At 48.4% G+C, this 6,451-nt stretch carries 3 protein-coding genes; 1 reads left to right on the top strand and 2 read right to left on the bottom strand.

Features of this window, described 5'->3' with window-relative positions; genetic code table 11:
* A partial coding sequence (locus ACKFKF_RS33925; RefSeq protein ID WP_446871773.1) for a DUF4347 domain-containing protein occupies positions 1–3,227 on the bottom strand: 3,227 nt, incomplete at its 3' end.
* A gap of 95 nt (positions 3,228–3,322) precedes the next feature.
* A complete protein-coding gene (locus tag ACKFKF_RS33920; protein ID WP_446871772.1) occupies positions 3,323–4,102 on the bottom strand; it encodes a peptidylprolyl isomerase in 780 nt (259 codons plus the stop codon).
* An 876-nt stretch (positions 4,103–4,978) separates the two neighbouring features.
* On the opposite strand from ACKFKF_RS33920, the gene ACKFKF_RS33915 reads away from it, so the two are divergent.
* Positions 4,979–6,322, top strand: coding sequence for an APC family permease (locus ACKFKF_RS33915; protein ID WP_446871771.1), 1,344 nt, complete (start codon positions 4,979–4,981; stop codon positions 6,320–6,322).
* The last annotated feature ends 129 nt before the right edge of the window (positions 6,323–6,451 follow it).

Raw genomic sequence — 6,451 nt, 5'->3', positions numbered from 1 at the left:
GTTGTCAAATTAACGATGCCTTCGTCACCCAACAAATAATCACTGCCAGCCCCCCCGCTTAGTGAGTCACTGCCCACACCGCCATAGAGAATATCGCGACCGTTGCGCCCTTCTAAAACATCGTTACCCAGTTCGCCATAGAGCACGTCATCGCCCTCTCCGCCGCTCAAAAAGTCGCCTGAATTGTTGGAGTCAAATCCGGTTAAATTGATCGAAGTTTCACTGGTACGATCGCCATACAACAAATCTCGTCCACCGTTGCCAAACAGGTCATCTCGACCCGCCCCACCATAGAGAAAATCATTGGAACTACCGCCCACAAGCTCGTCGTCGCCCTCACCTCCATAGAGAAAAGCAGATCCCGTTCTCACTAAATCGATCGTGGTTTCGGCGGTCAGCAAATCGTCGCCAGCCTGACCATAGAGGCGCGTTTGTCCCAGTCCTGTAAAGAGGCGATCGTTGCCTTCGCTGCCTACTCTCGGACGAATGGCGGTTCCTGAAGATGTAAACTCACCCCAACGCGCATCGGGCGCAAAATCACCCCACAGTTCTGACTCTGCCAACACGTTTGCGGCAAGCTCAATCACATCATTTCCCGCGCCGCCTTCCGCGATGATTCGCCGAATTCCTTTAAATTCTTGAGTTCGCCCAAAGGCAGACACAATCACAGTTTCGCTACCAGAAATGCTGTCGTCAGCGTCCACATGTTCGACTTTAAAGATTTCTGAACTGTCGGTGATTTGTCCTGGAATCTGACGATCGCTGGCAAATCGTCCCAAATTTAACCGCAACACGTCGCTGCTAATGCGAGTTGCCAATCCCCAGTCTGTGCCGTCTGGAGCCGGAAGATCGTAGTTGATGACGGTGCGATCGAATAGGGTTCTTTCGATTGGTTTGGTCGCGTCTACGCCTGCTGTGCCGCTGCCGATCGCCTGAAGTGTGAGCTTGCCGCTGCGGTCAAATGTGCCATTAAATGTGCTGTTGGGAGCCACGGTGCGAATGTTGGAGTCGAGACGGCCTCTGAGCGTGAGGGGAGCGGATGAAATTGGATTTTCTGCCCCCAATGTGCCGCCGACCACTAATCCTAAGTTGAGATTTAAGTTAGAACCGGGTTTGAGGTTAAATCCGGCGATCGGAGTCGCGCCACCCATCAAACTCAATCCTTTTGCACTGTAGCCAAACCCTAAGTTTCCTTGAATTTCGACATCGCCACCGAGTCTAATGATTACGCCTGGAGAAAGAGAAACGGGCGCAGAAGGCACCTTAAAGCTATCAATATCAATGACTGAAAAATCGAGGTCAAGTAGTTTTGCGGTGTCCTGCCCGACCCACAGTTTGAAAGCTTCGCTTGCGGATAATATGGGTAAGCTCAATCCCAATTTGTTGAATAATGGAACAACCGTTTGCAGCCCATTAATTTGAGCTAAATCTACCGTTGAAGAAAGCAAATTAGTCGGCGTTGCATTTTGTAGAACTGTTCGACTAATCGTGGGAGAAAGATTACTTAAATTGAGTTTGACTTCACTATTCAGAATCGTGTAGCTGCCTGTTGGTGCGATCGTAGCCAGTTGATCCAAATTGCCGTAGGCTGCTAGAAAGCGGTCTAAATTCTGAAAAGCGGCTTCTGTAACCCCTGTTAGGTCAAGCGGAGAGGCAGCTTCTAGTAGATCAATGAGTTTAATCGTCGTGCCCGGAATTCCTTCGCCCAGACTGTCTAACACAGGTTGAATAGGCTTGAGAATTTCGTTGATTTTAGCCGCGATCGGATTGGTTAAATTTTTGAGGCTGGAGAGGTCGATCGCAATCTCTCTAAAGCTAACATCAAACTTTTTGAAACTAAGCGTTGGCTCTAGATCCCAGTTGAGATTTAGCTGCGTTCTGAGCGTTGGAAAATTACTGGACTGACTGTTCAAGTTAAGCTTGATTTGAGTACCATCGAGTGAATTTTCGGTCAAAGTTGGACTTAGCTTAAAGCCTGCCCCTTCTGTCTGAATGTCGATCGCCAACGACTCATTAAAATTAGTTCCCGCATCTGAAACTTTGACATTTAATAACCCAAACTTTGCGTCTGTATTGTTGAGCGTATTCCTTAAATCAACCCCAAAATTAATGCCGATTTCTTTAGCATCCGACAAGTCAAGATTGAACTGATTATTGATTAACCCAAACTTTAGCCCAAACTCATAGTCCACTGTCGGAGTCACTTGCAGCGCATTCTGAAACTTGAGGGCTGCGTCTGTCCCCATATTCAAGCCCAGATCTAAACTGGTTGCTGTGGGGTTAGCGATCGCTCTTCTCACCCGCAGGTCGATCGTAAAATTACTGCTATTGGTAATACTCAGAGGATTGCTAGTCACCGTTCCGCCAAACGCTTGAGCCACTCTAGTCTGAATGTCTGCAACGCTAGAGGCTCCAACCAATCCCGTTGTCAACGCTGTCCGAAAAGTGGGATCAAAAAACTGCGTCGATTGAGTTAATCCCGTTCCCAAAACTGGCAGGCGTGAACCCGTCACTTGATCAAGTCTCGTTTGTAGCGTTGTCAGAAATGTATTAAGACCTGTGGCGATCGTATTCACCTGACTATTAGAAACGGCGGTATCAAAGGTATATCCATAGGTGGCGATCGTCGTAGCATCAAACGCCAAACTTGCCGCGATCTCACCCGTTTTAACTTCCAGATTCCAGTCTCCGCCGCGCTTTGCGCTACCCGTCCGATTATTAGAAGCCGCAATATCAGCCCCAATGACGTGACTCAGCGTTTGAATAAAAGCATTGCCCGTCTCGCCCAGTGCCACATCGCAGCCATACAGCAACACATCCGCACCTTGACTCAGGTGAGCGTTCCAACGTTGCAGCGCACTACTGTAGCGGCTTAACGTATTCAAACTCAGATCCGTCGATCCCAACTGCAACCTGCCCGCGCTCCCGTGGGAAACAATGTGAATCGCAGCCACGTCCTGAAATTGAGACAGCACTTGACTAATCTGAGCCACGCCATCTTGAGTTGCATTAAGCAAAAAGACCCGATCTGCTTTAGCAGATATCGCTTTGAGATCGCCCGCCTGCACGCCACCCATCAACGCTTGAAAATCGGACACGCCTGCATCCACAAATACCAGCGATGAAGCAGATTTGAAGGGAGTCGGATCGCTAAAAGTGTTTTGTAATAAAGGATTGGACTCTACAAAAGGAGCCGATAGGAACACAGACGAATTGGAAAAGCTCATAATTCCTCTACACGATCGCAACGCAAACGGTTAGCAAAAATGCCGACTGGCATCGCCTCAAAAGCACCCCCTGTCTCAGCACACACCCACCACGTTTAGTCCATTGCTTTTAGTCCATTCACCAGACTCACAGGCAAAGGACTGACTCGCTCTACCAACCACTTCTGAAATAATTTTTCTTGTAGCTCTTGCTTTAAAGCACTTTCTAAAACCGCCGGATGAAACTGCTCAATCCGAAAAAGACACCACTGCCCCTCAAGTTGCAGCGGCCCGATCGAGTCCCCCACGGCTGAGGTGGCGATCGCTTCTCGCAAATTTTCTGGCAGTTGACCATAGCGCACCGACTTGCGCCAGATCGAGACTTTGTTTAGATGATCTAGCGCGTATTCTTTGACCACTTTTTCAAAATCTGTAGCAGCCAGCAACCGACGAGTGAGTTGTTCGGCGAGACATTTGTCAGCGATCGCCACACAGGACAACTCGACCTCATTGAGTAGGGCTTGATGATGCGTAAAGTAGCTAGACAAGCTGGGTTCAGCAATCTGAGTTTTGAGTTTTTCGAGCTTAAAGTTAATAAACATTCGGCTCTGAAACGTGGTGTAGTCCATGCCCTGCTGGTTGAGCCATTTTTGAAAGGCGGCTGCATCTAATAGTTTTTGGTTAACTCTCAGATCGACGATCGCTTGTTCTAGCTCACCGATATCGACATCCAGATCTTTGCGTGCCTCGATTTCCTGGTAGGTCACATGTTGGGCAACGACTTCTTGAATAAGCGGCACCAGTTTGCCGGATAGCTGTAGATAGCGAAGCACCTGACCGAGAGAAAGGGTTTGGTCAGCGATCGTCAAAAACGGGAGGGCATCAAAAGTTTCCATTGACGTTTTGCTAAAAGAATAAATTTGCTCAATAGAGTCGTAGCTGAATAGAGTCGTCTGTGAATAAGTAGTGACGAATGCAGTGTCTCGAAGATTGCTTTATTAAGAAATGTCTATGATGTTTCTTTTGTTTACAACCAAGACCTACAACCCGGAGAATACTTAACTTGAGTGTCCGGTGACGATTATTTTTTACGCGCACCTTCGTAGTATTCCGGAGCCAAGGGTAAAAACTTTAACTCTGTGAAGGAATCAAGAGGAGAACGATCGCAGGAATCATTTTGTAGAAGATCGATCGCAGTCTGTCCTCAAAGCAAATCATGCAATGTGCGCCTTCTTTAACTCTCTTTTTAAGGGGAATTGGGGGATGACTCTGCTAGGTCGCTTCAGGTTGAGAGTCTCCTGTCCTTCTTAAAAAAAGCGGGGACATGAATTTAAAGTTGCACATCGCAGGAATAGAAAACCTTTGAGATCCTGGTGTCAGAATTATGACTCAGGGTTCTCTTTGCTATCGGCATAGCCATTACAAGATGAGTTGTGGAGGTATTGACGAGCACATCCTATAAAGCATTTGTACCACTACGTTTTTGAAATCCCAACACCGTTAGAAAAAGTTGTCATTCTCACGTCATATTTTCGTTTCATGCTAATCATGGAGATGCTTTCAGCATTTATCCTAAATTGGACGACATTGCACTTCTAAGCCCATAGACAGGTGACTTAAAAGGTAATATGTCAGACAACAAGATGAGTTTCATTGAGTAAGATTCGAGTTCGGCCAGTCCAGTAGGCCCGGTTTTTTGCATGAAATTTTTCTATTGACCGGACTGGTGTTTTAGACGATCGTGCTAGACAACCTTCACTGGTAAATACAACGTGAGCAGACAAGAAAACTATGCTTCGCTTCCAGTTGCTCTGACCGATGTCACAGCCCCCAAACCTGCCCTCTCTCTAATCGACGCAGTAGCCATCATTGTCGGAGTCGTGATCGGAGCCGGGATCTTTAAAACCCCCGCTCTGGTAGCCTCCAATTCAGCCAATGAGACGGTGTTGCTGTTGTCGTGGTTGGCAGGCGGGGCAATCTCCCTGGTCGGGGCGCTGTGTTACGCGGAGTTGGCGACTACTTATCCCCATGTCGGGGGCACCTACTACTACCTAGCTCGATCGTTTGGGCAAAATGTCGCCTTTCTCTTTGCCTGGGCCAGAATGACCGTGGTGCAAACTGGCTCGATCGCGCTGTTAGCCTTTGTTTTTGGGGACTATGCTTCCCAGTTACTACAGCTTGGGGCTTATTCTCCTTCGCTGTATGCGGCGGGTGCGATCGTGGTGCTCACTCTGATTAATATCATCGGATTACAGCAAGGCAAATGGACTCAAAATCTTCTCAGCGCGGCCAAAGTGCTTGGTCTGCTGCTGGTGGTTTTTATGGGTCTGATTTCCACCGTTCCGTCTGCTCCCGTTTCTGCTCCGTCTTCATCAACGCCCACCTGGGGACTGGCCATGCTCTTTGTGCTGCTCTCCTATGGTGGATGGAACGAAGCCGCCTACATCTCAGCCGAAATTCAGAATCGAAAACGCAACATCGTGCGATCGCTGATCTGGAGTATTGGGATCATCACAGTCATTTACTTGTTGATCAATCTGGCTTATTTACGAAGCCTCGGATTTGCAGGAATGGCTCAGTCTGAAGCGGTGGCAGCGGATTTGATGAAACATAGCTTTGGTGGAGTGGGGTCAGTGTTTATCAGCGTATTGATTGCCGTTTCGACGCTGGGTGCAGCCAATGCCACAATTTTTACAGGCGCAAGAACTAACTACGCCGTTGGCTGTGATATGTCGCGATTAGGCTTTTTGGGACGCTGGAAAGAACACTCCGGCACGCCTACCACGGGGCTACTAGTACAGGCAGCGATCGTGCTGTTGCTCATCTTATTAGGCACCGTCACTCGCAAAGAATTTGAGACAATGGTGGACTATACCGCCCCGGTGTTCTGGTTTTTCTTTTTGCTAAGTGGCATTTCTCTCTTTATCCTGAGACAAAAAGATCCCCAAAGACCGCGCCCTTTCAAGGTTCCCCTTTATCCATTTACGCCTCTGTTGTTTTGTGCCGTTTGTGGCTATCTGCTCTACTCCAGCCTGGTCTACACAGGAATTGGGGCACTCGTTGGCGTGGGGGCTGTTGCGCTCGGTCTGCCGCTTCTATTTTGGAATCGTAACTAATCAGCGTCAGTTCGACAGCAGTGACTCGCTAGAGTTGGAGATCCAGAAACGCCCCCTAGATTCCCCACCCGTGAGGGACTTTGAACCGATCTGATCTGAAAGATTCCCAGAATTGGTAGCTTGGGGGGC

The sequence above is a fragment of the Phormidesmis sp. 146-12 genome (assembly GCF_052939495.1).
This window is presented reverse-complemented; position numbering and strand designations above follow the sequence as displayed.

Excerpts from the sequence above, each read along its gene's own strand:
- ACKFKF_RS33920 (WP_446871772.1), bottom strand. The coding sequence starts at position 4,102 with ATGGAAACTTTTGATGCCCTCCCGTTTTTGACGATCGCTGACCAAACC.